Origin of the sequence: Photorhabdus caribbeanensis (genome assembly GCF_018448885.1) — a bacterium.
GTDB lineage: Bacteria > Pseudomonadota > Gammaproteobacteria > Enterobacterales > Enterobacteriaceae > Photorhabdus > Photorhabdus caribbeanensis.
The window spans coordinates 1-1444 of record NZ_RCWB01000099.1; the positions used below are offsets into that span (position 1 = coordinate 1).

Annotated in this window: 1 protein-coding gene; it reads right to left on the reverse strand. The window is 54.5% G+C overall.

Features of this window, described 5'->3' with window-relative positions; translation table 11 throughout:
• Position 1: 1 nt before the first annotated feature.
• On the reverse strand, positions 2 to 1444 hold a 1443-nt coding region (locus EAE90_RS23120), incomplete at its 5' end, for a type VI secretion IcmF C-terminal domain-containing protein (protein WP_281422395.1).

The window sequence follows — 1444 nt, forward strand, 5'->3', positions numbered from 1 at the left end:
ACTATTCCTCTATCAAATCATCGTCATTTATCGCTGATATTGCCGTATGCTTACCCGGCTTCGTCACAAAGATATTTTTCGGCAATTTAAATCCGCGCAGTTTTAATAACGCCAGCGGCCCTTCGCCTAATTCTGTGCGCAAAATCCAGGTTAATGGCAATCCATCCGGGGCAGTAAATATCAGTCGGTAACGGCTTTCATCCAGTCTCTCCGCTTTTGCCTGCACCAGCCAGCGGATCAGCCCCCAGTTCCCCTGATAATCACCGAACAACCGCGCCCCGGCATTAACACTGGTCCAGGTCAGCATCACGCCCGGTTTATAGGTCTCTCCCGGCCAGCGAAAGCTCTGCCAGCTTTCCATCTGGTTAAAATAGCGCAGTTTCTGCCCGTCTATCGTCAGGTCGGTTTCCACCACATCCCTCACCGCTCTGGCCCGCAGTTCAAACCGCAATCCCTGACTGCCATCCGCAAATAACAGGTCCGATAACTGACTGAGCTGATTTATCGCTTTCAAAAAATCCGGGTTAATCTGCACGCCCTGACCGTTCACTTCATCCACCACCCACTGATTACCCGATTTATGCAGTATCCCGCCTAACTGACGCGCCAAAAACTGCTCTATCCGCCCCGAATCTGACCGGATAAACTGCCCCAACATCGGCAATGAAATTTCACTGTCGCCACCGGCAAACGGATAACGGCCCGCAAATACCCGATTCCAGTTGTCCACTATCGCCCTCTGCCACTGGGTGTTCAGATTCTCCTCCGCCGGTTTCAGTACGCCCTGCCACGCCTGCGCTAACGGCTCGACAAACAGCGTCTGCCCCAACCCCCGCCATTGGCCGCCCAGACTGGCGGCTATCAGGCGCCCATAGCCCTGCGTATCCGTCAAATCGGTGCTTTTCCCTTCAAATACCGTCTTAGCCAGCATATTCGCCATTGCCGGTGGATCATCGCTGTTGTTCATCTGTTGCAGTTTCAGCCGCACTTCGGTTACTCGCGTAAGAAAGGTTTGTAAATTCAGCGTGCTGTCGGCCTTGATTCCCCCGGCCGCCCGGTTTTCGCCCATCAGCATCAGCAACGGCCCAAAGGTTTCATCCATCGGCCCGCGTACGCCAGCCACCTGTTGGCTCATCATTGGCGGCGTGTTTTTATTCAACAATGTCTTGGCGGATTTCACCAATGAATCCGATAACGTCGGTCCCTGTTGCCCGGTTTCGCCCTGATAGGCCAGCGTGTTCATCAACGCAATCAGCGGAGACTGACGCCCATCGGCCATCAGAGTTAGCTGGTCGATGACATCCGACAGGTTACGGGTTTTATGCCAGCGCAGGCTGTTGAGAAAATCCTGCCACGCCCCGGCGAAATCGGTAAAGTAACGGGCGGTCAGCCGGGCTTTCAGCTCTTCGGGGGATACCGACGCCGAGACTGTCTGACGGTTATC